This is a genomic window from Flagellimonas lutimaris (assembly GCF_003581615.1).
Lineage (GTDB): Bacteria > Bacteroidota > Bacteroidia > Flavobacteriales > Flavobacteriaceae > Flagellimonas > Flagellimonas lutimaris.
This window is the reverse complement of record NZ_QXFH01000070.1, coordinates 691,158-715,319: the sequence shown is the minus strand read 5'-3', so window position 1 is coordinate 715,319 and position 24,162 is coordinate 691,158. Positions and strand designations below refer to the sequence as shown.

27 protein-coding genes and 1 tRNA gene are annotated in these 24,162 nt (G+C 38.9%); 5 read left to right on the top strand and 23 right to left on the bottom strand.

The window, feature by feature from the left end; translation table 11 throughout:
- Positions 1–52 precede the first annotated feature (52 nt).
- Positions 53–751 carry a hypothetical protein gene (locus D2V08_RS07660; RefSeq protein ID WP_119607447.1) on the top strand — a complete coding sequence of 233 codons (699 nt, stop codon included), beginning with the start codon at positions 53–55 and terminating at the stop codon, positions 749–751.
- A gap of 1 nt (position 752) precedes the next feature.
- Here D2V08_RS07660 and D2V08_RS07655 read toward each other — a convergent pair whose 3' ends face one another.
- Both D2V08_RS07655 and D2V08_RS07650 read right to left on the bottom strand, forming a co-directional pair.
- The gene (locus tag D2V08_RS07655) at positions 753–1,256 is read right to left on the bottom strand and encodes a nuclear transport factor 2 family protein (protein WP_119607446.1); all 504 of its coding nucleotides are present in this window, start codon (positions 1,254–1,256) and stop codon (positions 753–755) included.
- On the bottom strand, positions 1,246–1,743 hold the full coding sequence (locus D2V08_RS07650; protein ID WP_119607445.1) for a hypothetical protein: 498 nt from the start codon (positions 1,741–1,743) through the stop codon (positions 1,246–1,248). Before D2V08_RS07650 ends, D2V08_RS07655 begins: the two co-directional genes overlap by 11 nt.
- 64 nt (positions 1,744–1,807) lie before the next feature.
- On the opposite strand from D2V08_RS07650, the gene D2V08_RS07645 reads away from it, so the two are divergent.
- The gene (locus D2V08_RS07645) at positions 1,808–2,749 is read left to right on the top strand and encodes an NAD-dependent epimerase/dehydratase family protein (RefSeq protein ID WP_119607444.1); all 942 of its coding nucleotides are present in this window, start codon (positions 1,808–1,810) and stop codon (positions 2,747–2,749) included.
- A 4-nt stretch (positions 2,750–2,753) separates the two neighbouring features.
- Here D2V08_RS07645 and D2V08_RS07640 read toward each other — a convergent pair whose 3' ends face one another.
- Positions 2,754–3,080 (bottom strand): hypothetical protein, encoded by a 327-nt coding sequence (locus tag D2V08_RS07640; RefSeq protein WP_119607748.1) that lies wholly within the window; start codon positions 3,078–3,080, stop codon positions 2,754–2,756.
- Positions 3,081–3,338: 258 nt separating this feature from the next.
- Between D2V08_RS07640 and D2V08_RS07635 the strand changes: the two genes are divergently transcribed.
- Entirely contained in the window at positions 3,339–4,622 is a 1,284-nt protein-coding gene (locus tag D2V08_RS07635; protein ID WP_119607443.1) for a DUF2157 domain-containing protein, read from the top strand.
- A complete protein-coding gene (locus D2V08_RS07630) occupies positions 4,615–5,202 on the top strand; it encodes a GDYXXLXY domain-containing protein (RefSeq protein ID WP_119607442.1) in 588 nt (195 codons plus the stop codon). The genes D2V08_RS07635 and D2V08_RS07630 overlap by 8 nt, the downstream gene beginning before the upstream one ends.
- Positions 5,203–5,327: 125 nt before the next feature.
- Here the strand turns inward: D2V08_RS07630 and D2V08_RS07625 are convergent, their stop codons facing one another.
- The 18 genes from D2V08_RS07625 to D2V08_RS07545 all read right to left on the bottom strand — a co-directional run bounded on the left by D2V08_RS07625 (position 5,328) and on the right by D2V08_RS07545 (position 21,758).
- The gene (locus D2V08_RS07625; protein ID WP_119607441.1) at positions 5,328–6,377 is read right to left on the bottom strand and encodes a serine hydrolase domain-containing protein; all 1,050 of its coding nucleotides are present in this window, start codon (positions 6,375–6,377) and stop codon (positions 5,328–5,330) included.
- 9 nt (positions 6,378–6,386) lie between these two features.
- Positions 6,387–7,151, bottom strand: coding sequence for a DUF6090 family protein (locus D2V08_RS07620; protein WP_119607440.1), 765 nt, complete (start codon positions 7,149–7,151; stop codon positions 6,387–6,389).
- Positions 7,152–7,310: 159 nt separating this feature from the next.
- On the bottom strand, positions 7,311–8,165 hold the full coding sequence (locus D2V08_RS07615; protein ID WP_119607439.1) for a CPBP family intramembrane glutamic endopeptidase: 855 nt from the start codon (positions 8,163–8,165) through the stop codon (positions 7,311–7,313).
- Positions 8,166–8,438: 273 nt separating this feature from the next.
- Positions 8,439–8,510 (bottom strand) — tRNA-Arg (locus tag D2V08_RS07610).
- 111 nt (positions 8,511–8,621) lie between these two features.
- Positions 8,622–9,029, bottom strand: a complete 408-nt coding sequence (locus D2V08_RS07605) for a response regulator (protein ID WP_119607438.1) — start codon at positions 9,027–9,029, stop codon at positions 8,622–8,624.
- 104 nt (positions 9,030–9,133) lie between these two features.
- The gene (locus D2V08_RS07600; RefSeq protein WP_119607437.1) at positions 9,134–9,547 is read right to left on the bottom strand and encodes a DUF6691 family protein; all 414 of its coding nucleotides are present in this window, start codon (positions 9,545–9,547) and stop codon (positions 9,134–9,136) included.
- Positions 9,544–10,101: a YeeE/YedE family protein gene (locus D2V08_RS07595; protein ID WP_119607436.1), complete on the bottom strand. Its 558-nt coding sequence runs from the start codon at positions 10,099–10,101 to the stop codon at positions 9,544–9,546. Before D2V08_RS07595 ends, D2V08_RS07600 begins: the two co-directional genes overlap by 4 nt.
- A gap of 61 nt (positions 10,102–10,162) precedes the next feature.
- The gene (locus D2V08_RS07590) at positions 10,163–10,366 is read right to left on the bottom strand and encodes a YgaP family membrane protein (RefSeq protein WP_119607435.1); all 204 of its coding nucleotides are present in this window, start codon (positions 10,364–10,366) and stop codon (positions 10,163–10,165) included.
- Between the two features lie 9 nt (positions 10,367–10,375).
- A complete protein-coding gene (locus D2V08_RS07585) occupies positions 10,376–10,681 on the bottom strand; it encodes a hypothetical protein (RefSeq protein ID WP_119607747.1) in 306 nt (101 codons plus the stop codon).
- A 1-nt stretch (position 10,682) separates the two neighbouring features.
- Positions 10,683–13,877 carry an efflux RND transporter permease subunit gene (locus D2V08_RS07580; RefSeq protein WP_119607434.1) on the bottom strand — a complete coding sequence of 1,065 codons (3,195 nt, stop codon included), beginning with the start codon at positions 13,875–13,877 and terminating at the stop codon, positions 10,683–10,685.
- A gap of 16 nt (positions 13,878–13,893) precedes the next feature.
- Complete coding sequence (locus D2V08_RS07575; protein ID WP_119607433.1) at positions 13,894–14,982, bottom strand: efflux RND transporter periplasmic adaptor subunit; 1,089 nt, start codon at positions 14,980–14,982, stop codon at positions 13,894–13,896.
- Between the two features lie 7 nt (positions 14,983–14,989).
- Positions 14,990–16,294: a TolC family protein gene (locus D2V08_RS07570; protein ID WP_119607432.1), complete on the bottom strand. Its 1,305-nt coding sequence runs from the start codon at positions 16,292–16,294 to the stop codon at positions 14,990–14,992.
- A 223-nt stretch (positions 16,295–16,517) separates the two neighbouring features.
- Positions 16,518–17,216, bottom strand: a complete 699-nt coding sequence (locus D2V08_RS07565) for a DUF2202 domain-containing protein (RefSeq protein WP_245980535.1) — start codon at positions 17,214–17,216, stop codon at positions 16,518–16,520.
- A gap of 135 nt (positions 17,217–17,351) precedes the next feature.
- Positions 17,352–18,389: a cytochrome d ubiquinol oxidase subunit II gene (gene cydB, locus D2V08_RS07560; RefSeq protein WP_119607431.1), complete on the bottom strand. Its 1,038-nt coding sequence runs from the start codon at positions 18,387–18,389 to the stop codon at positions 17,352–17,354.
- Positions 18,390–18,394: 5 nt separating this feature from the next.
- Complete coding sequence (locus D2V08_RS07555; RefSeq protein WP_119607430.1) at positions 18,395–19,768, bottom strand: cytochrome ubiquinol oxidase subunit I; 1,374 nt, start codon at positions 19,766–19,768, stop codon at positions 18,395–18,397.
- A gap of 131 nt (positions 19,769–19,899) precedes the next feature.
- Complete coding sequence (locus tag D2V08_RS17645) at positions 19,900–20,025, bottom strand: hypothetical protein (RefSeq protein ID WP_262696701.1); 126 nt, start codon at positions 20,023–20,025, stop codon at positions 19,900–19,902.
- A 94-nt stretch (positions 20,026–20,119) separates the two neighbouring features.
- Positions 20,120–21,382 (bottom strand): NAD(P)/FAD-dependent oxidoreductase, encoded by a 1,263-nt coding sequence (locus D2V08_RS07550; RefSeq protein ID WP_119607429.1) that lies wholly within the window; start codon positions 21,380–21,382, stop codon positions 20,120–20,122.
- Positions 21,383–21,551: 169 nt separating this feature from the next.
- Positions 21,552–21,758 (bottom strand): YgaP family membrane protein, encoded by a 207-nt coding sequence (locus D2V08_RS07545; RefSeq protein ID WP_119607428.1) that lies wholly within the window; start codon positions 21,756–21,758, stop codon positions 21,552–21,554.
- Between the two features lie 244 nt (positions 21,759–22,002).
- Between D2V08_RS07545 and D2V08_RS07540 the strand changes: the two genes are divergently transcribed.
- The gene (locus tag D2V08_RS07540; RefSeq protein WP_119607427.1) at positions 22,003–22,878 is read left to right on the top strand and encodes a sterol desaturase family protein; all 876 of its coding nucleotides are present in this window, start codon (positions 22,003–22,005) and stop codon (positions 22,876–22,878) included.
- Positions 22,879–22,887: 9 nt separating this feature from the next.
- Here D2V08_RS07540 and D2V08_RS07535 read toward each other — a convergent pair whose 3' ends face one another.
- On the bottom strand, positions 22,888–23,892 hold the full coding sequence (locus tag D2V08_RS07535; RefSeq protein ID WP_245980534.1) for a c-type heme family protein: 1,005 nt from the start codon (positions 23,890–23,892) through the stop codon (positions 22,888–22,890).
- The gene (locus D2V08_RS07530; RefSeq protein WP_119607426.1) at positions 23,889–24,158 is read right to left on the bottom strand and encodes a heavy-metal-associated domain-containing protein; all 270 of its coding nucleotides are present in this window, start codon (positions 24,156–24,158) and stop codon (positions 23,889–23,891) included. The genes D2V08_RS07535 and D2V08_RS07530 overlap by 4 nt, the downstream gene beginning before the upstream one ends.
- Positions 24,159–24,162: the final 4 nt, after the last annotated feature.

The following is a 24,162-nucleotide window of genomic DNA, read 5'->3' as shown; positions in this document are numbered from 1 at the left end:
ACAGCTAGGTTGGGATTATTTTGTTAGATTTGGCGCACTAAATGGAAAATCAATGAAAAAGACTGTACTCTTATTGCTCCTGTTCTTGGGCTTTAGCGGTATTTCGCAAACCAACAATGAGCTTTTGAAACATTATAAAGCTTATTATAAAGAAATGCGCCTGCAGGGTGATGTAAATGGTGTGATCGGTGCTTTGACGCATTTGAACGTTTTGGCTCCATCTAAAGAAAGAAGGGACACCTTGGCTTTCGTTTACATGAACAATGGTCAGCACATGCAAGCTTTGAACACCATAGGGGTGGAGAAAAATAGTAATGACTCCGACCTTGCCGTGCAAATCAAGGCCTTTTCGTTAAAGTCATTGAACCAACCCAAAAGAGCATTGGAACATTTTGAAGAACTATATTCTCGAAATCCGTCTCCTTACATAGCTTATGAAATGGCCGATCTTAAAATTCAAACAGGAGATATGAATGGTGCCGCTACCAACATTGAATATGGTATAGCGAATGCAACCGATGAAATGAAATATGCTTTTTATGAGAGGCAACAACCTTATGAAGTCCCCCTTAAAGCTGCTTTTTACCATTTAAAAGGTTTAGCGGATTTTAATAAGGATAAAGAAAATATTGATGCAGCGATCGCTTCTATTGACGAAGCACTTAAAATTGCCCCAAATTTCAACCTGGCAAGCTTGAGCAAGCAGGCTTTGGAGTCTAGAAAAGAAACAGCAGAAGTAGAGAAGAATTAAGTTATTGCTTATTCTTTTTTAGTTCCAGAAGTAATGCATTGTCCTTTTCTTCCTTTATTTGGATAAGTTCGTCCACGTTTTCATTGGGCACTGCAATTGAAAGTACATAATGGGCAATTTTCCATTGCCCATTTACTTTTTTGAGCACCCCGGAACCTCTACATATTTTCATTTGGGTATCCAAAAGCTCATCAAACCAAGCAAAGTTCCCAGATTCACCCAAATAAATGTTGCGCTGCACAGCAGTAAAACTCCATGCCTTTCCCTTGTCAAAATAAGGTTTGGAAAAAGATCTAAACTCTTCATTTTGCCAATTCTCCATGGCATCGGTTCCCAAAAACACGCCATCTTTCGTCATTTTATCAAAATAAGCCTCAAAATCGGCGTTGGCGGCCGCTAGGTGCCAGCTGTCCAAAACATCGTTGATTTTATTTTTCTCTGTATTTTGGGCGAAGAGGGTCATGGACACCATCAATAGTCCCAACATTAAAATATTACGTTTCATCTAAAATCAATTTTTTGTCCAATTGGCTATTCATAATAACATTCAACTGCTTACGCATGTTGTTGTATGCTTCCAAGGCCTCTACAACGGGCTGGGTAGTTGGCTGATTCTCCTGAATACTTGCTTTAGCTTTATACAAAAAGGTACGCAGTACTCTTTGCCTACTTTTTACCTGAAAAGTATCGAACAATTCGGGATATATTCCATCGGCCATTTTTTTCTCCTTTTCAATAAGGTCATCAATGGCCAACGCTAAATCTTCGTTATTGGTTGCTTTGTAGAGCACATCAATGCTTGCATTCAATGCTTTGAACTCTTCCCATTTTTCAACAATGGCTGTTGCTTCTGGATTTATTCCAATTTTATCGGGCATTTTCTGATAACTGAATTCTAAATCCTGATTTTCAACTACGGCCGTGGTCTTTTCGTTTTTTTTGCAAGCACTGAAAACCATGACCAAGACAAATATGCCTAACAATTTTTGCATAGGCGAATGTACAAATTTTAATAAAGGGTATCTTTGCCATCAAACTAAATTAACTTCGATTTTAATGCACAAACCAATTTTAATTATCGGCGCATGCGGGCAAATAGGAACCGAACTAACCTTTGAACTCCGAAATAAATACGGTGCCGAAAACGTAATTGCAAGTGATATAAGGGAAGGTAGCGAAGCACTGATGCAATCTGGCCCATTTGAACTTTTGGATGCCACCGACTATTCAGCAGTAGAGGATGTAGTAATGCATTATGAAATTGATGAAGTGTATTTAATGGCAGCTATGCTGAGTGCTACAGCGGAAAAATTTCCTATGCGTGCTTGGAACCTTAACATGAACTCACTTTTCAATGTGCTCAATTTGGCCAAGGAAAAGAAAATAACCAAGGTGTTTTGGCCATCCAGTATTGCAGTTTTTGGCCCCAATACGCCAAAGGAAGATACCCCACAGAACACTATTATGGAACCTAGCACGGTTTATGGCATTAGTAAACAATCTGGAGAACGATGGTGCGAGTATTACCACAAAAAATATGGGGTCGATGTTAGAAGCGTACGATACCCTGGATTAATCAGCTGGAAGACCATGCCAGGGGGCGGTACTACTGACTACGCGGTGGAGATTTACCATGATGCCCTAAAAAAGGGCTCCTATGAATGTTTTTTAAGCAGTGACACCGAACTTCCGATGATGTATATGGATGATGCCATTAGAGCTACTATTAGCTTAATGGACAGTCCTTCGGAAAAAATAAAGGTTAGATCTTCCTACAATTTGGCGGGAATGAATTTTACCCCAAAACAAATGGCCAAAAGTATTGCGAAGCACATTCCTGACTTTGAAATAAGCTATGCCCCTGATTTTAGGCAAGAAATTGCCGATTCTTGGCCTAGCAGTATTGATGATTCTGCGGCTAGAAAGCAATGGGGCTGGGAGCCTAGATTTGATTTGGACCAAACCTCTGCTGAAATGCTTAAAAATTTAAACGGATAGGGAATCAGTACTCATCGTTGTCTTTGTCCTCGTCATCGTCCGAGAAGTCTTCGTTGTCCTCAGAGATTTTTTCAAAATCATCCGGTTCAAAATCATCATCGTCCTCTTCGTCGAAATCCGCCATGGTACGTTCGAGCTTGGAGCTGATTTTTACAAGGTATTTAGTATCCTCAGTGGTTACTTCCACAGCTTCTATGGATTCTCCTTTTAGGTTTTTGAAGTTGATTACATCATCATCTCCATATCCATCAGGATATTTCTCCACCAAAAGTTTAAGCACCTCCGAGGTCAGTTTTTTATAGTCTACAATTACGCGTTTGAGGTTATTCATGATGTTGTGGTTAACTCCTTGCTCCAATTAGAGCAACTATGATTGTATTGAAAAATTATAAAAAAAAACTTGGGTTGTCAAAATTGGAGCAATTTTATCGACCAAAAATGATGTAAATCTGAAGTTAGTATTAAAAAAGGGTAAAGATGATACACATAGGAAACAAGATTGACCAAAACCGATTCTCTATGCTAAATACCCAATTAATTATGTATATTCAACATGTAAACCGGCCTTTGAGCCAACAAATACAGGACTATGAGCATACTCAAAGACCTGCCAGAACTTATAAAAGCTGGGGTAATCTCAAAAGATACCGCAGCGAACATCGAAACTTATTTTAAAAACAAGAACGGACCTACCACCAACAAATTATTTGTGGTTTTTGGCATTCTTGGAGCTATATTGGTGGGAATGGGCATTATTCTGATCATTGCCCACAATTGGGATGAGCTTTCTCGTAGTTTAAAAACATTCTTTGCCTTTTTACCTCTGCTTATTGGCCAGTTCTTTTGTGGCTTTGCTTTGCTTAAAAAGCCGGATAGTGCAGCTTGGAGGGAAAGTACTTCCGCATTCTTGTTCTTTGCTGTAGGTGCAAGTATTTCATTGGTAAGCCAGATATACCATATCCCCGGGAATTTAAGCACCTATCTACTCACTTGGATGCTTTTGTGTCTTCCGATTATTTATGCTATGAAATCTTCAATGGTTTCTTTGATCTATTTGGCAGGAATCACCTATTACGCATGTGAAACCAGTTATTGGACCTATCCTACCTCAACCTCCTATCCGTACTGGGTATTGTTACTACTCGCTCTACCTTTTTACTTTGGATTACTCAAGAAAAAACCTAAAAGCAACTTTACGTATCTACATAATTGGGTGATTCCGGTATCACTGATTATAACGCTCGGAACTTTGGGGGGTCATTTCGATGAACTTATGTTTATTGCTTATATAAGTTTATTCGGTTTAATTTATTTGATTGGGGAAAGCAATTTTTTCTCCAACCAATTTAGTTTTAGCAATGGCTATAGGGTTTTGGGTTCTTTGGGTACCATTATATTACTACTTATCTTAAGTTTTGATGATTTTTGGGACCATTTAAGAAGTAAAACTGATCTATTTGATGAAGTATACACAACGCCTGAGTTTATTACATGTGTTATCATTTCACTTATAGCATTGGTACTGCTATATCTTCAAATAAAAAATAAAAGCATTAAAAACTTAAAACCCATTGCCTTGGTATTTTTGATCTTTGTACCAATTTTCATCATTGGCAATTATGTTCCATTTTCCTCCCTTTTGATCAATATCCTGATATTCTTGATTGCCATACATACCATTCGTGTAGGTGCAAAGCAGAACCATTTGGGCATCCTCAATTATGGATTGCTAATAATAACCATATTAGTGATTTGCCGATTTTTCGATACCAACCTCAGCTTTGTTTTACGTGGAATGATGTTCGTTATAGTTGGTGCAGGTTTCTTTCTTGCCAACTATTGGATGCTTAAAAAACGAAAAGCCAATGATTAACAAGAAAACACAAATTGTATTGTTTGTTCTGGTGGCTCTTGCACAACTATATGTTCCTGCTAAAATGATATGGGACCAAGAAGATGTATTAAAAAATGGGTCTGAATATAAATTCAAGACGGATCCAGTTGATCCAAACGATACTTTTCGCGGAAAATATATCACCCTAAGTTTTGACAACAACACTTTTGAAGTCAAGAACAAAATGGACTGGCAGCGAGGCGATGAAATCTATGTATCCATTACAAACGGAAGTGATGGTTTTGCGAAAATTGCATCCATTTCCAAGGAAAAGCCAGAAAACAATCAAGATTATGTAAAAGCCAAGGTGGGTTTTGCCATAGGCAAGGGTTCTAAAATATCCATAGATTATCCATTTGACACATATTATATGGAAGAGTCCAAAGCCTATGATGCTGAATTAACATATCAGCGATCACAATTAGACTCAACACAAATCACTTTTGCACTGGTACACATAAAAAATGGTAAAGCTGTACTTAAAAATGTATTGATTGATGGAGTTCCAATTAGGGAGATTGTAAAAAAAGAACACCTAAAGAATGAAAGTGAAAAGTAACCCTGGCAAGAATCGAACTTTTTCCCCACCCTCCTATTTTATTGGGGTATCCACTTTTTGATTTCAAAATGTTGACGATTTGTGAACTTTAGAAACCGTTTAGTAAAAATGGCGTTTAAGGGCCTTTAAACTTTGTTATTTGTTTTTTGCCTTTTCAGAATTTTAAGGATTCTATTATTTATGATTTCTGACAAGTTCCAATTGTACAGTCTAGAATCAGTTGTACTATAGAACTCGATAGTAACTGCATCAAGGTCTTTGTGATATTTTGCAAAACTTTGATATCCCGGAACCCAACCTCCATGCTCGTATTCATAAATAGAAGCATATATTTCCTGCTCCCCTGGGGCAAATAATGAACCATCGTTCAATGCCCTAAGGAAAGTACCAACGTCTTCAGCTGTGGCCAACATGCCATGTTCGTCTGCCTTTAAATCAAAGGGGTGTCCTACATGATATCCACTCATAACCTCATCCATATTTACTTCACTTAATGACCCATAGGTATTATTTAGATTTAGAGGCTCTAAAATTTCTTCGCGTATAAATTGAAAATTAGGATATCCCAAAACATCATCCATTATCTTGTTGATCAGTAGGTAATTTGTATTGCAATATTCATAGTCCTCACCGGGTTCAAAGTTGGCAGGTTTACCCTCAATCAATGCAAGACTCTCTTCAAAAGATTGTGTTGGAGCGGACCAAAAATTAGGAGCGTCTGTGAAGTTGGGGATTCCACTTCTATGTTGAATCATCAACCTTAAAGTAATTTTCTCCGCGTTTTCGATTTTTCCCACGAGTTCAGGTAAATAATCAGCGATGGTTTTATCTAAAGAAAGCCGCCCATTACTTACCAGTTTGGTAACAGCCACAGCATCATATAGCTTGCTAATACTGGCAATTTTAAACAATGCGTCGGGTTTGGCCGGTATCTTGGATTTTCGGTTGTGCCAGCCTGCAGCATAAAACTGTGGTGGTTTACCGGTTTGGTCTACATAAACAATCACTCCGTCAAATCCATGATCGATGGCTTCTTCAGCTTGTTCCTGAATCGTATCAGGCAGCGGAAGTATCCATGCTTTTACCAATAGCCATGGCACAAAATAAAGTGATATTAAGGTTCCAACCAACAGCAAAACGCGCACTGTCCATTTGGCTTTTTTGTTTTTTATCATTTTTATCTTTTAGTCTTCGGTTATCGCATCTATTTCATTAATTATTTGATGTCCTAGTTGAATTAGCTGATTGTATTGATCAATCATTGTATCGAATTGCCATGCTGCTAGACTAATGACATTTCTATAAGCTGGTTTCGCTGTATATTCTATAAATGCTTGGTCATATTCGGACTGAGGTGTAGCTTTTGTGGACAAAGAATCTCTTGACATAAATGCAGAAGCCAAAATAAGTGACCTATCGAATTGAGTATCGAGATAATTCTCTTGATGAACGGTAAATTCGTTATAACTCCTTTCATTTTCAGCAATAACATCAACTAAACCGTGATATTTTGCTAAAAGCGAATCAAGGTTGGTATTGTTTATTTTTCCATAATATTCTGAACTTTTCAATGATTCATAACCACCTGAATTTGGTTTGAAATAGAAATCGGTAAAAGCATAACCACTTGCCATGAACAAAAAAAGATTCTCTTTTTCGGTCTTATTTAAGATACTATTACGTGCCTTTTTACATATGTCGGCAATTTGCTTTCTTCCCTTTTTCAACTCGCCCAACTGCTCTATATCTTCCGATGTATGAGATTTAATCTTTATCAAATATTCGTCCAGGGACTTTTTATCTTTTATGGACTGATTCCAATTATTTATCTGTAATGCAATCAAAATTCCGATTACAACCAATACAATTTCTCCTAAAGCATACTTAAAGTATTGAGTTTTTTTATTGTCCAAAATCAGCTTATGCCTAATTTTTCTAAACAACTTCATAGGATAGATTTAAAATTAGCCACAACAATAATTTGTATGGCTCATTGCCAAAAAGAGGGTGACCATTTTCCGATTTAATTGAAAGATAGTGAATTGCAATTAATAAGGGCCAGGAAGTAATTGGCAATGACCCAATATGCGTAGCTAGGCCCTTTTTGTTTACAATTTTTCTTTAATTCCTTTATACCAAAAGTAAATTCCAAAAACACAAGTAACAATGGCAAACATAATTCCATTTTCACCAAGCCAATGTTCACTTCCTTCTATTTTCATCGTTAGCGGGGGCATTATTTTTTGAATAAATACATTGCTTACGGCGTGAAATAGCACCGCTGGCCATAGACTTTTAGATTTAAAAGTGAAGTAGGCCATAATAAAGGACATGGAAATAATTACGATAAAGAACGTTATAAATTCCAATAGTACATTGCTACTATAGTAAACGAGCAGCGGCCAATGCCAGGCAGCCCATATAATTCCGCTGAAAATTGATACGCCAGTAAAAGAAAGTACCTTTCTCAATTCATAGATAAAAAAGCCTCTCCACCCAATTTCTTCTCCCAATGTTGTTGCTGAAGCTCTTATTACTTCTACAGTCCCCAATAAGATTATAGCTATGATGGTTATTGAGGTTGGGTTCAACGTTCCTATTCCAAATAATCCCAATTCTGCTCCCCAATCCGTTATCACTTCTTTGTTGGCCAAATCTCCAAGTTCGAAAATCCAGATTAAGACGTAAGTGATTATACCATAGAAAGCAGGAATTAAATAAGACAATCGGATATATTTCCAATCCCCCCAATTCCAATTCAGAGATGTAATTTTACGCCCTTTAATTTTTAGGGTGATAAAAGCTGCTATTGCAGGACACCACATTATAGCTCCAACATATATCCTCGAAGGATACAGATTTACTATGGCATAATGGAACGGCGAAGTAAGAGCAACGACAAGTAAAAGAAATAAAAAGATTGTTTTCCAAGCTTCTTTACGATCTGATAAATTTTTAAGCATTTTGTTTTTATGATTGGTTCGTTTGTTTAATTAAGACGAAGAGATACTAGTTTTGTAACATTATACCTAATAGGGTTGTTGGCTATTGCTTTTTATTCGAATTTTTAAAAGATAGCGTATTATAATTATAGCCAACTTGTTTGTAAAGATGTAAAATGCATTTCTATCGTTTATTTTGAACGATTTTAAATGTTAAAACTTCAAATAAGCAAGATTTGAGTTTTTGGTGAAAAGGAAAGTGAAATGATCAAAAATCATTCGGAAGTCAAAAAGTAGCCCCGGCAAGAATCGAACTTGCATCTAAAGTTTAGGAAACTTCTATTCTATCCATTGAACTACGGGGCCATCCCTAAAAATGGACTGCAAAAATAGGTTTTTTTAAAAACTTTTCGCAACCGAGTCTGTCAAATTAAGGTGTTTTAAAGTGCAGCCCTTTTAGAAAGAACCAAAGAGCTATTAAACAGTTCTTTTTTTTTCCTCTTCTTTCAAGATTTTCTCCAAGTACGAACGAGACAAAGGTTTATCCACATAGCCCGCAATCAATCCATGGCCTTTGGCAATGGTACGGTCTGTTGCATTGGCGAAAGCCGAAAGCACATAAACACTAGGGAGTTCATGCCCTTTGAACAAATTCTGAAGATTTTTCAAAAAATCCCATCCATTCATCCCATCCATTACAAGGTCTAAAAAGATGATGTCAGGTAATCTATTATGTTCTTCTATGGAACTAAAACAAGCTTGGATTCCCTCTTCGCCACTTGAACAAGTAACAATATCAAAATCACCATGGGATTGTTGTATGCAGTATCGTGTCGCAAACTGCGACACCAAATCATCGTCTATAATAAACGTGGTAAGCTTCATTACTTGGGACTATTAAGTAGGTTTGGGATAGCCAAAGCTATAAGCTTATCGCCAACGAACCATTCATTTTCGTTGTTTTACCCAAATATCCCGTTAAGTCCACCTTAGTGGGGTAATTTACCCCTTAAAACACCATACAGGAATGCCCCTACCGTGGCACCAAACAATACAATAAGGATTGGCCAATATCCCGCACCGGTCAATATGTACATGGGACCAGGACAAGCCCCGGCCAAGGCCCAACCCAAGCCAAAAAGAATACCACCCAATAGATATCGTGTAAATGCTTTTTCCTTGTTCGGAATGTTTATGGTCTCACCAAAAAAAGATTTCGTTTTGGAACGTTTGATCAATTGGACCAATACGACTCCAACAGCCAATGCAGAACCGATAATGCCATACATATGAAAAGAATCGAACTGGAACATTTCATAAATACGGAACCAAGAAGCGGCCTCTGATTTGTATAATACAATACCTAAAAACGTTCCTATAATGATATATACAATGCTTTTCATGATCCAAAAATTAGGGGAAACAATAGGTGATTCATAATCAAACCACCGATAAAAAATCCAATTACTGCTATAAGTGAAGGTCGTTGAAGGTTACTTAGACCGGAAATGGCGTGACCAGAAGTACAACCTCCCGCATACCGTGTTCCGAAACCGACCAATATGCCTGCCACCAATAAAATTACCCAGACCATTGGCTGTGAGAGCGCCTCCAAACTGAAAAGTTCTGTAGGCAAATAGGCTTTTCCTGCGCTTTCAAAGCCTAAACCCTGTAGTTTGGCAACGGTCTCGTCCGTTATGTCCACAGCAGGATTGGGCGATAGCACATGTGCACCTAAAAACCCTCCAAAAACAGAACCTAATACGACCAAAAGGTTCCATCTTTTAGATTTTACATCAATTTTAAAATAATCAGTGAATTTTCCAGCACCCCCCACAGAGCAAAAAGTCTCTAGGTTGGAGGACATACCGAATTTTTTTCCCAGTAGGATCAAAACTGCCATTATTATGGCAATAAGCGGCCCTGATACATACCAAGGCCAAGGTTGATAAAGCATTTTCTATTTATTTTATTCCAAAATAATGAAAATACCTCTATTAAAAAACCTAAATTTTGCGTTAACAACAATTTTCGTTGGAATCCTTAACTCCGAACTTTTTTAGGATATCTTCAAGCAAGCACCATTTGGTAATTGATGATTGTAAAAGATTGGCTCCAACAAAGGCAGTAAACCATAGCCAATTGATATTTACATAAATGGCCAAGGCCAAGCTTATCAATATAAAGGTTCCTGCTACTCCTCGTACTATTCTATTTTTCATTTTTGATTTTTAAACGGTTCTTTCAATGGGTATTTCTACTGCTCTAATGGGGTTGGTCGTTTCACTTTCAGTATTGAATTCCTTCAATAACTTAAATAACTCAGTTACTTTTTCTTCTTCGGTAAAGGAGAAGAACATATTGGATGCAGCACCTCCCTTTTCACTGGGAAACCAACTACTGGTATACATTAAGGGCGCTGCACTTTTATACCCATCAATATCAGATTCACTAAAGCTTTCCACACCGGCCTTTTTAAATAATTTAAAGACCTCGCTTTTATATTCTTCAACCGTGGTAACAATGATCATTTTCATTTTACTTGTAATTTTTGCGTTCAATCATATAATAAACCAATGGTACTACCAACAGAGTCAAAACGGTAGACACTATGGTTCCTCCCATAAGTGATATCGCCAATCCCTGGAAAATAGGATCGAACAAAATCACAAAAGCTCCTATAACAACAGTTCCAGCAGTCAGTAAGATAGGCGTGGTACGAACGGCACCTGCTTCTATTACTGCTTGCTTTAATGGAATGTCCTCTTTCAGCCTCAAATTGACAAAGTCAATCAGCAGCACCGAGTTCCTTACCATAATACCCGCTAGGGCTATCATACCAATAAAGGATGTTGCGGTAAAGAATGCTCCAAGCAACCAGTGACCTAGCACAATACCGATCAATGAAAGCGGTATGGCCACCATCATCACCATAGGTGCCTTAAAGTTTTGGAACCATCCTACGATCAACATGTAAATGATTACGATTACACCCAAAAAGGCAATTCCCAGATCACGGAATACCTCTAGGGTAATCTGCCATTCCCCATCCCATTTTACGGTGTAGTCATCTTCAAATTGCGGCTGCTCCATATAAAGTTCGTTGATGGAATATCCTTGCGGAAGTTCCAACGCGTTCAGCTTATCGGTCATGCCCAAAATGGCATATACAGGGCTTTCCAATTCTCCTGCCATATCCGACATTACATAGACCACACGTTTTTGATTTTTCCTGTAGATGCTTTTGGCCTTGGTTCCTTCTTTTACCGAAACCAAGTCTCCCACAGAAACCATATTGCCTTTTTGTGACGCGATTTTTAATTGCTTGATTTCATCCAAGGATGATTTGTCCTTTTCACTTATGGAAAGTACAATCCCGATTTGATCAAAGGCCTCTTCGTGATAAATGTGAGACACTGGATTTTCCCTAAAGGCCATCGCCATCACTTGAACTATTTGTTGGGGAGTAACTCCATACAACATTGCTTTTTCCTTATCCACCACAAAATCATACTCCACTTGATCATCTTCGACCATCCAATCTACATCCACTACATCAGCGGTATTGTTCAAAATGCCCTTCACTTTATCAGCAAGTTCCATCTGCTTGTCATAATCGGGACCATATACTTCGGCCACAATGGTTGACAAAACAGGAGGTCCAGGTGGCACTTCAACAATTTTGATGTTGGCATTGTACTTTTTGCCCAATTCTTGAATTTTGGGCCGTAGTAATTTGGCAATATCGTGGCTCTGCTCACTTCGATCGTGTTTATCCACAAGGTTCACCTGAATATCGGCCATATTACTGCCACCACGAAGGTCGTAGTGCCTTACCAATCCATTAAATGTGATAGGAGCCGATGTTCCCACGTAAGTCTGATAGTTAACCACTTCTGGACGTGTGGACAGATATGCGCCTATTTCTTTGGTGACAGCCGATGTCCTTTCCAAAGTGGTCCCTTCAGGAAGGTCTAGCACTATTTGGAACTCGTTCTTGTTGTCAAAAGGAAGCATTTTTACCGCTACCGATTTGGTAAAGAACATGGCCACGGAGGCAATCAACAAGAAGAAAGTAATCCCCAAGAACATCCATCTTTTTTTCTTACTATCTATTAAAGGGCTTTCGAACCGTGCGTAAGCTTTATAAATGAAAGTGTCTTGGATTTCAACCGGCTGTTTTTCTTTTTTATTCTTTTTGTCTTTCTCTCTTAGGAAGATATATCCCAAATAGGGGGTGATGGTCAATGCGACAAACAGCGACAGCAACATGGCGATGGAGGCACCAATGGGCATTGGTGACATGTAGGGTCCCATCAAACCAGATACAAATGCCATGGGCAATACAGATGCAATTACCGTAAAGGTGGCCAAAATGGTAGGGTTACCCACTTCGTTAATGGCATACAAAGCGGCATCTTTGAACGGCAATCGCTTCATTTTAAAGTGACGGTGCATGTTCTCTGCAATAATAATGGAGTCATCCACTACAATACCCGTTACAAAAACCAAAGCAAACAAGGTGATTCGGTTCAAGGTATAATCCAACATATAGTAACTCAGCAAAGTCAACGCAAATGTGATGGGAACGGATAGGAACACTACCAGTCCTCCTCGCCATCCCATGGCCAACATTACCACAAAGGTTACCGCAATGATGGCTCCAATTAAGTGCATCAACAATTCTGATACTTTTTGTGATGCAGTTTGTCCATAGTTACGGGTTACCTCAACCTTTACTTCATCTGGAATTAGGGTAGTTTTTAGATGGTCTACCTTCTCCAATACCACATCGGCAATCTTCATGGCATCAGCTCCTTTTCGTTTAGCGATGGAAATGGTAACTGCTGGATATTCTGAATTATAGGCCTCAGCTTTTTCACTTGCGGCCCCAAAACCAAGAGAAACGTAGTTCTTTGGAAGTTCTGGACCATCCAACACCGTTGCCACCTGTTTTAAATAGATGGGTTGACGTTGTTTGGTACCCACAATCAGGTTTTCTAGATCTTCCTTGGTTTCCAAGAAATTTCCTGTGCTGATGTGGAACTCCGTATCGTTGGAAAGGAAGTTACCGGCATCCATCTGTTGGTTGTTGGCCTTGATCATTTGAGCCACGGCCAACATGTCAATACCAGATTCTGCCATTTTATCCTTATCCACCACAATGCGAAGCTGACGATTACGTCCTCCTATTTTTTTGGTGATGGAGACCCCGTTTACTTTTTCAATCTCGTTGATAAGTTCCCCGGAAATTTGCCTTAACTGATAATCATCGTACTCTTCGCTCCAAAGGGTCAGTGCGAGCATAGGTACATCGTCAATGGCTCGGGTTTTCACCAAGGGCATGGTGACCCCTTCGGGCATCTGGTCCATGTGCTTGTTGATCTCGTCGTACAAGCGTACCAAAGACCTTTCGATATCCTCTCCTACGTAAAACTGTACAATGGCCATTCCCTGCTCCTGCATGGAAGTGGTATACACATATTCTACGCCTTTAATGTTCGATATAATTTTTTCCAGTGGTTTTGTAATCCTGGATTCCACCTCTGTTGGGCTGGCCCCGGGATATCCCACGAAAATATCTGCCATGGGTACATCTATCTGTGGCTCCTCCTCCCTTGGAATAAGGAAAGAACTGTACACCCCAATGACCATAAACACAATCATTAGGAGCACCGTTAGTTTGGAGCTTATAAACCCTTTGGCTATTTTTCCTGCAAGTCCGTCTTTCATTAGTACCTTTTTTAGGTTATTGAATGGTTACTTTAGCTCCGTTGTACAACTTTCCTTCTGCTGAGACGATATATTGGTCTCCTTTGGACAAGCCGGACAATACTTCCACTTCTTCCCCATAGTTTTCTCCCAAACGCAACCAGCGCAAAAGGGCTACGTTGTCCTGTCCTAAAGTGTAAATGCCAGTCAACTGGCCTTTATGGACCAAGGCTTTGGACGGAACGGTTACAACTTTTCTACCATTGCTCTCTTGGTCCGCCTCTAGCCTAACGGTTGCATACATACCTGACAAAATCTTGGCTTCTGTTTTGTCTAATAAAACCTTCATCAAATATTGTCCGCCTGTATTTTGTGCCGAGGCACTCAATTCGGATACTTTTCCAGTAATGATGGTATCCAAAGTCTTTACAAGAATTTGTGCCTTTGTTCCCACCTCAACACTAGAAATGTTGTTTTCAGCAACTTTGGCAACCACTTCAAATGTTCCTGGAGATTCCACGGACACCAACGGAACACCTGGATTGGCCATATCACCTTCATCTATGTAGGTATTGGTGACCACCCCACTAAAAGGTGCCCTAATGTTGGCATAAGCAAATTGGGAGTTTACTTCGTTCTTCATTTGGTTTGCGGCTTCCAATCTGGCTTTTGCCATTTCGTAGCGCGCAGTCATATCATCCAGTTCTTTTTGAGAAGCACTGTTTTCGCGAAAAAGGTTCTGGAACCTTTCGTAGTCTTTCTTAGCATTGTTGAACGCAACGGTTGCCTCCGTAATGGATGCCTCCACCTGTGCTTTCTTGGCTCTTAGGTCCCCGTTGTTGATGGAAATAAGGAGGTCTCCCTTTCTTACTTTTTGTCCAATCTTAACGGGCAAGGCTTCTACATACCCCATCATTCTGGTACTCAAAGTGGCGCTATTTACAGCTTGTATTTGACCACTACCCGCCAAAATGGTGGAACTATCACCAGTATCCACATCGGCAACAGTGACCGATACAGCTTCTGCAGTGTCCACCGCTTGTTTTTCGTCACTTCCACATCCTGTAAGGGTCAATCCCAATGCTAGGATTAAAGTGAAGCTTTTATATATCGTAATGTTTTTCATTTTGCGATTATTCTTTGGTTAAAAATGTTAATAAGGATTGTGCTTGATTGTATTCAAAAATGGTTTGATAATAGGCCAATTGTTTTTCGGCATAAGTAGCTTCCGCACCCAACAAATCTGTTGTTTTTTCCAAACCTTCTTTAAATCGATTGGTGCGAATCCTCAATGATTCTTCAGATTGCTCCATAGCCAATTTTGATGTCTCGAGCCTGCTTTTCGCATCTTCGACCATCCTTTTGGTGCGTTGTAGCTCCATAGTGCTTTTGGCGACGTACTGTTCGTATTCTTGTTTTGCTTTTTCATAACTCGTCTTGCTCTTTCCTGCTTTGGCAAATCGTTGGGAACCTTTAAAAACATCCCAGCTTAAACTTGCTCCAATAATGTATCCCTTGGCATCTGCTTGGAAAATTTGATCATCGTACATTTCGTAGCTGGCAAAGGCGTTAAGCCTTGGTAAAAAGGTCATATTATCTGCCCTCATGTTTGCCTTATAAGCTTCAGAAACCAAATCCATAGCCTTTACATCTGCCCTGTTTTCCAATGAACTTTCTACAGTTTTACCTAGATTTTCCGGCACCAACTCTTCAGATGGCTCATAGACCACATCTCCTTGTTCGTTCATTAAAAAGGCTAAATAGTCCGAAGCATTTTTCACATTGCTTTTAGCTGTCTTCAGTTGATCGGAAACCTCGGTCACTCGAACTTTCACTTCTAACAAATCCGCTTTTTGAAGTAATCCTTGATCATAGCTGTTCTGTGCCATGTTCAAGTTTGCATTTGCTGCATCGTAAGCTTTTTGAAATACACTTACGGCTCTATGTGCCAATTGTAATTGACCATATGCTTTTTGAGCTTCAAAATCGAGATAATCCCTTGTTCTCATGGCTTGAAGCTCTTTGGCTTCCATGGTGGTTTTAGCAGCTTTGCGTTGATAAAACCCATCTAAGTTGATCAAGGGTTGTTCCACAGATACTTTTGTAGCATAATTTTCAATCTGATCAGGATCATTCAATAAATCAGGATTAAAATCCGCTTGGGTCAAGATCTCCTGGTTGAGTTTGGAACCAAAAGCCATCAAAGGATTCGTGGTTGCCATTCCTGTATGTGAAACAGAAATCTGTGGCAAGAAGATGGAGTTGGAAAACCTATAGTCATATTTGGCCATCCGGGCTTCCTGCTCGGACACCTTAATACTAGCATTGGACTCTTGTACCCGCATCAAGACATCCTCCAAGGAAATCTTTACATGATCTTGGGCAAACAATTGTCCCTGTGCATAAAAGAATATTATTAAAACAAATAATCGTTTCATATACGTAATTAATTTGTGCCAAAAATAGATTTGTTAAAATACCCGCACAGTAACTTGTGTTACTGAGAAAATTGCATAAAAAAAACCTCAATACAGAGAAAACTTTACAAAGTAAACCTGTATTGAGGTGCTGAACAATGATGAAAATCAGGATCTAAGCTATTATATCGATCAATACCAATTCAACAACATAGACATTGATTATTCCAATATACTTTTTGGCTTAATTGCACTGTTCGTGCGAACCTTCTAAAATAGCATCAAATTCTTCTTGTGTGAGAAACTGTGGAGTGTAGGTTTCTCCAAGAGTTTCGATACTCTGTACAAAACTTCTTAAATGATTTCGGGAACCACACTGCAAACTTGAAAACACCTCTGCAATATCCGTATTGGAGGTAGCCTGGATTTGTTCTTCCAAATCTACAATATCCAAATCTTCAATGGTCGCACCTACCGTTAGGGCAGCTACTTCATCAACAACCCCATCTTCTACAAATTTGTCATACCATGCCTGAAGGTCCTCATTTTCGAAGACACCTTCTCCCAATATTTCATATTCAATGTCGTAAGCGTTCAACAATATTTCCACGGCATCCATGTGGGATTGTTCGCTTTGCATAATGTTTTCAAATTGTACCATGCCCCAGTATTCGTTCAAAAACTTGTAGGTATCCCTTGCTAGTTTCTCCTCCTCCAACATAAACAACAATGCTGCTTCATCCTCATTAACTTTTGAAGACCCATCATCTACGTCATCGTCATTTATATCATCATTGACATCATCATTGACATCATCATCGATACTGTTTTCAATTTGTGGGTCAACTGAATCATCATTGGAGTCCGAACATCCAAAAATCATCGCGGACACCAATAGTACCATAATAAAAACGGAACCAATTCTTTCAATACGTACTTTCATAACTTTTTTTTCTAAAAGTCATTATTAAGCCGATGAACATCAGTAACATTAGTTACCGAATGCTTAACTTTAAACAAAACATTAACTAAAAAGACCCTACATATGCAGGGTCTTGATATTGAATTGACTCAGTCTTTAATAACTGGTTTCGTCCAATTTTACTTTTCCCCAGAAAGTTTTGTAGACAAAAATGGTATAGAAGAGCACCAAAGGTGTTCCGATGGCTACAATAACCATCATAATCTGCAAGGATTTTGTGGAAGAGGCAGCATTGTATACATCTATATTATATTGTGGATCTATGGTGGAGCGCAACAAAACGGGATACAGTTCAACTGCTACCAATACCAACAAAAATGCTATGGTCAATGATGAAAATAAAAAGGCCCATTTATATTTTCGCTTTTCGGCCAGTCTGGGCACATTGGCAATACTGAGAAAAGTGAGCAACGGAATTATAAAAAGTGATGGATTGGTCTTAAAATCGTCTGATAGATGGGGTATATAAATTAAGGTGTATAGGGTGGTCACAGCAAAGCTGACCATAAAAAAGATCATTCCTCTTTTTAAAAGCAGGGTCAACTTGGCAAATAACCTTCCTTCTGTTTTTAACAAAAGAAAAATAGCCCCATGAGCCATAAAAAGTGACAATGTGGTGAACCCTGTCATCAATGCATAAGGATTCAAAAATTCGAAAAGTACGCCTCCTTCGTATTGATAGTTTTCTCCTATGGCTATTCCCTGCAATACATTACCAAGCACAACACCCAATAAAAAAGCCAACATTATACTGGAAATACTATAGCAAACATCCCAAAGCCTACGCCACCAGAGCATTGGCTCCTTACCCCTAAACTCAATGGAAATGGCCCTAAAAATGATGAACAACAAAAACAACATAAAAGGAATATACAAGGACGAAAACAAGGTGGCATACATTACAGGGAATCCTGCAAATAATGCGCCCCCTCCAATGACCAACCAAACCTCGTTGCCATCCCAAACCGGACCAACAGCATTCAATGCGATTCTACGGCTATTCTCTTTCTTTAGAAAGAGATGCCATGCGCCCGCCCCAAAATCAAAACCATCCAAAATGGCATATCCTGAGAAAAGACCTCCTACTACCAAAAACCACCATGTGGGATAATCCAATCCTAAAAACGTTTCCATAATCCTTATTTCAACATATGAGTTAATGTTCCTCCAAAAGGCGTATCGTCATTTTCCGATTCTTCATAAGGTCCATGTTTGATTTTTTTGTGCAATAGATAAATAAACAAAACAAACAACAAGGCATACACCAAAAAGAACAAAATCAAGGAGAACAAAATCTGGTTCTCTGAAACGGCTTGGGAAAATGCCTGATCAGTCCTCAGAAGTCCATAAACCACCCAAGGTTGCCTTCCCATTTCGGCGGCAAACCAACCTACTTGATTGGCTATTTGAGGTAAAAAAACAGCGAAAACAAAAATCCAGAGTAGCCATTTTTTATTAAAGAGCTTACCTCGCCACATCAAAAAGCTCGCAAAAAGAGTCAAAAATATCAAGGCCATACCAATGGCCACCATAATATGATAAAATTGAAAAACTGCGTTTATTTGGGAAGGACGTTCATCTTCAGGAAATGCATTGAGACCGGTTACCGGTGCTTCAAAATCATAATCCAACAAAAAGGATAGTCCTCCGGGCACTTTTAATCCAGTAACCTCTTGTTTTTCTTTATCCACCCAACCCATAATATACATATCGGCAGGTGCCGATACTTCAAAATGACCTTCAAGTGCAGCAAGTTTTGCAGGTTGATTTTCCGCCACCCCATCTGCCGATTGGTGACCTGTAAACAATTGCCCTAAAGAAAATATGGTTGCTACGACCAAGGCAATCTTAAATGCTTTTTTGGAAATTTCTACATACTTCCCTTTTAAAAGATAATAGGCATGTACACTCAACACCAAAAAGGCTCCCGCCAAAAAGGCTCCAAGCCATACATGTGTCAGTCTATCTACACTGGATGGGTTGAACACCATGGCCCAAAAATCGGTAATCTCGGCACGAGCATCCATCCCCTCTCCCACTATGTGAAATCCTGCTGGGGTCTGTTGCCAACTATTGGCCACTACAATCCAAATAGCAGAAAACATGGAACCTAGAAACACTCCAATGGTAGACACCAAATGTACCCAAGGCTTCACCCTGTTCCAGCCAAACAACAATATTCCCAGGAATCCACTCTCCAAAGCGAAGGCAAAAATACCTTCAGCGGCAAGAGCACTACCAAATACATCACCTACATAACGGGAATATACGGCCCAGTTGGTACCGAATTCAAATTCCATGACAATACCGGTAACAACACCGATACCAAAAGTCAGTGCAAAAATTTTGGTCCAGAAACGGGCCAGTTTGTGATAGGCTTCATTTTTGGTTCGAATATAAATACTTTCAAAAATGACCAATAATAATCCAAGACCTATACTAAGTGGGGGATATATGTAATGAAAAGCAACAGTAAAGGCAAATTGGATCCGAGCAAGTATTTCGGTTTCCATAAGTGATATTTTGTGCTTTCAAAAGTAGCTTTATCGCTAACTTTATTAGGTTACTAAAGTTACAAACAAAATGGATTTAACATAAAAAACATTCTTATGTTAAATCCATCTCTTAAATATGTGGTTAGTGTTTACTTTTTACCACTGTTCATCATGGCCAAAACTGCTACTATTAAAATAACGACCACAAGGGCAAACAGACCTATCATCCAGATACCGTTCTCCCATACGACTAAAGGAATATTCAGGGTTTTCAAAATGTATTGGTTTTTATTTTGAACCAAATTTAATCGGAAAACCTCCTTTAAAACATGATATTCCTCAGGATTAAAGTTTTCTGATTATTTGATTCTAAACATTTTTACCTTTCATCATTTTGTTCCAATACAAATATGGAAGTCCATATTTTTTTAGCATCCAAAGTCTCCAATGTTCTTTGGCACTATTAAAGACCAACATGCGTTTTAGTTTTGGGTCTGGAATAAAATTATTGTTGTAATCAAACTCCGCTAAGGTCATTTTGCCAAACCCTGTTACCAGCGGGCATGACGAGTAGCCATTATAGGAATGGTTCTCAGCAGTTTTTCCACCGAGCAAACTTATAATATTGTCGACCACAATTGGAACTTGCTTCCGAACCGCAGCTCCAGTTTTGGCCGTTGGCAAGGCTGCTACATCCCCTAGGCCGAATACATTCGAATACTTATTGTGCTGCATGGAAAAATGGTCTACATCCAACCAACCTGCTTCGTTTGCCAATATCGATTCACGTATAAATTTTGGTGCTGCCTGTGGAGGGGCGATATGCAACATATCAAAAGGCACTTGGATATCCACATCCCCAATCATTTTTTCTCCTAACTCGTTATCTTCATTGATAACACATCTGTTCTCTTCGGGTGCGGTATGGCTAAAGTGTACGATCCTGTTTTCAATATCAATCTCTTTGGGAGCATAAAATGGTTTAAAGTGGATGCCATAACGATCTATTACCTTATTCAAGGTTTCCCTAATTTCCTTTACGCCAAATATTACAGAACCTGGTGTGGCAAAAATCACATTCGTACTGTCCTTAAGTCCCTGCTTTCCAAAATAGTCGGCGGCCAAATAGGCGATTTTCTGAGGAGCGCCACCACATTTAATAGGTGTGGTAGGCTGGGTGAAGAGTGCATTTCCTTTTTTAAAATTCCGTATCGTTTCCCATGTGTGTTCCGGGTCAATGTAATTACTACAGGCCACTCCCTTTTCCAAAGCTTCGGGAAGTCCTTTGATCATACTAGGCTCCATTACCAATCCTGTAGCTACTACCAAGTAATCGTAGGTAATATCACCACTACTTTCCATCGCGACCGTATTCTTTTCTGGATCAAAACCGACGGCCTTGTCCTTAATCCAATCCACACCATTGGGCATTACCTCTGCCATGGGCTTTTTGGTTTTATTAAAATCATAGGTTCCAGCTCCAACAAGCGTCCATGCTGGTTGGTAGTAATGTGTCTCCGAAGGTTCTATTATAGCTATATCCAGCTTTTTGTTTTTTCGCAATAACTGGCCAGCGGTCATAATACCAGCCGTTCCTCCACCAATTATTAAAATTTGATAATGTGACTTCATGTTTTTTTAGTTAAATTCAATTATTGGTAAAATATTGAGGAAAGTCATAAAATCTTGTAACAAAAGTTACATAATTGATAAAACACAGGCTTTTTTATATGAATATTATCATTTTATAAAAAAAGCCGCTCTTAGTAGAGCGGCTTCCTTTATCAACCAACCAAAAAACCTAATTCTTGACCTTGCATGTATTAATCCCAAATAGGGTGTACAAAGGACAAAAACTAACAAAGCTTGTTAAGACAAATATTACTGCCAATGCCAGCAGTATATATGCCAATGTTCCTGTAATCACATTAAAATAATACAATGCTCCAACACCAAGTGCCAAGATAACTCGAATTGTACGGTCTGCACCGCCCATGTTTTTTTTCATAATTGATAGTTTATGATTCTTAACCAACAAGTTACCAAAAAGAAACTGATCGTCAGCATCTTATCCATTACGGTTTCTTACAGAGCATACATCAAAAGTAGCTTTTGGAAATACAACATATGGTAACCTTGGTTACACTGTCCTCTTTATTTTTAAACTATATTTAATTTTGATGCATTCTTAAAAGACTTTTGCCGTTTAGCGGTAAGTTTCAATGGAATGCGCGACTTAAGATTTAATGCTTATGACTGAATATTTTGATGCCCTTGCCAATGGTTTTTTAGGAACTGTGCGCTGGACATGGAAATCGATTTTATTTGAAGTTCCCTGGTACTCCAATTACTTTTGGGGCCTTATTATTATCTCCCTTATCGTATGGGGGTTGGAGATTCTATTCCCATGGCGCAAAGAGCAATCCATTTTTAGAAAGGATTTTTGGTTGGATGCATTTTACATGTTCTTCAACTTTTTCATTTTTGCCATTGTTATAAGTGGTGTTTACAAATTGCTTGGAGTCCTTTTTAAGGATTTAGGGATTACCGCAACAACTTTGACCATTATGGATATTGCACATTGGCCACAATGGGTTCAATTACTGGTCTTTTTTGTAGTGTTGGATTTTGTTCAGTGGTTTACCCATGTGCTTTTGCACAAATACCCTGTACTTTGGCAGTTTCACAAAGTGCATCACAGTGTAAAGGAGATGGGATTTGCCGCCCATTTAAGGTTCCATTGGATGGAAAATATACTCTACAAGCCTTTAAAAACTATAGGTGTTATGGTTCTTGGTGGTTTTGAACCCGAACAAGCCTACATTGTACATTTTGCTGCCATTGCCATAGGACATTTTAATCACTCCAATATTAAATTGACCTACGGACCACTAAAATATATCTTGAACAACCCGGTAATGCACTTGTACCACCATGCTTATACCATTCCTGAAGATTCGTACGGCGTAAATTTTGGGATAAGTCTTAGTATTTGGGATTATATCTTTAAGACCAATTACATTCCCGAAAGTGGTGGTAAAATTAAATTGGGGTTCCCTGGTGATGAAAAACTACCCAAAGGATTTTGGGGACAGTTGGTGTATGGATTTAAGAGACCAAAAAAATAAAGAATTCCTTTAGTTTGAATTGTTTGAAGCATCAAATACAATGCTCCAAATCCCCCTTACCTCATCAGCACCATACCCTATCGCTTTATCATCTGGATATAGTTGTGATAAATGGGTCAATACTTCTGGTTCGATTTCTTTTTCCGGAGTTCCATGGCAATTCAAACACATGGTATTGGTAACAATGGGATAGTAGAAATAGATTTTTCCGTTCTCTTCCTTTAAAATGGGTTCAACCGACTCTCCAGTCGCAACTTTGCTTTTAAAGGTTGCTATATGAGCCAATTCGGTATCATTGGCTTTATTGTTTGGATTTCTAGGCTTGTCTGAAACCCTTTTTATTCGAGCATTGAAATTTGTTGACATACTATCCGTCAACGGATAGGCTTTCTCATTACAAAAAACAACCGCCTCATCAACGCCTTTGTTTTGAATGGTTCCCATAAGGTTTTTACCCAGCACTTTTTTTGTTTCCAAAGCATATTTCATTCCCAATTCTTTAGGACTTTGCTCTTTGGGTGTAACCGTTAGCTTTTTTCCTCGATTGTACAACGAGTCGCCCCGTCTGTCCATCCAATGTTCTTTGAACCAATCGGGCTCTTCAATTTGATAATCGTAAATGTACTCGGCTATTTTTTGGAGTTCTTCTTCTGGGAATTGCTGGGAAGGCATCAATCCAAATCTTCTTACAGCGCCCCGCATCATGGTATTTTCTTCTGAAGGTGCTTTCACAAACTCCATTATACCCTTCACAAATGCTTCTTTATCCTCGTAAACATCCAGATAATGTGCTTTTACCGCTACCATAGGCGGACCAATACGTTGCCCGTTCTCTGGAACAGATGGGTTGTGGCATAGGTAACATTTGGTTTCCATCAATTTTTTGCCCGCTTCAGGAGAGGAAGCGGTTAATTGTGCCACCGATTTAGGGTCACCATCAGTTGTTTTAGGTCCCTGTTTGCAGGAAAGCATCAATAATACAAACAATATGGAAATGGAAAGTTTTTTCATCATTGTGCCATTTTACCACTTGCACAACTTACAAAAGATTTTGCTTTCTCAACAAAACCATTTTCATCATCGATAGTGGGGTAACCCAGATTCCTAAGGATTTCTTTAACTAAGGAAGCATCATCGGCGCTTTGATGATCAAAGCTAACCGATGAGCTATCCTTCTCCACAATCACATCTTTAATTTCTTTTATACCCGAAAGCTTATTGGAAATGGTTTTGGCACATCCCCCGCATTTGAGATTTTGTACTTGGAATTTAGTTTTCATTTTG